This window comes from Dellaglioa sp. CoH-57-MRSF-20 (assembly GCF_056781955.1).
This window is the reverse complement of record NZ_JBXAXV010000220.1, coordinates 1-301: the sequence shown is the minus strand read 5'-3', so window position 1 is coordinate 301 and position 301 is coordinate 1. Positions and strand designations below refer to the sequence as shown.

At 55.1% G+C, this 301-nt stretch carries 1 protein-coding gene; it reads right to left on the bottom strand.

The features are described 5' to 3' along the window. On the bottom strand, window positions 1-301 hold a 301-nt coding region (locus AC1RPN_RS08835), incomplete at both ends, for a hypothetical protein (RefSeq protein WP_481763816.1).

The window sequence follows — 301 nt, the reverse complement described above, 5'->3', positions numbered from 1 at the left end:
GGCTCGCCAAATGCGACGCAGGAAGCTCATCTACTGAGCCCAGAACCGCCATCCGGAACTGGTTGTTCGATTCTGCGGCGTCCAGCCACATTTGGTAATTCGTGTCCACGATCGACAGGAACGCATCAATCCGGATGCTGTTTCCGCCGTCCACCGCACCGAGCGGTGACTTGTGAATCAGGCTGTCGTCTGCGGCCAACGCGAACAGCGTGTTGCCCACGAAATACCCAATTTCACCAAAATCGAACGGTCCTAGGTTGTAGTCTAGGTATGCGCCATATTTGACGACGTTCGGGTTTAC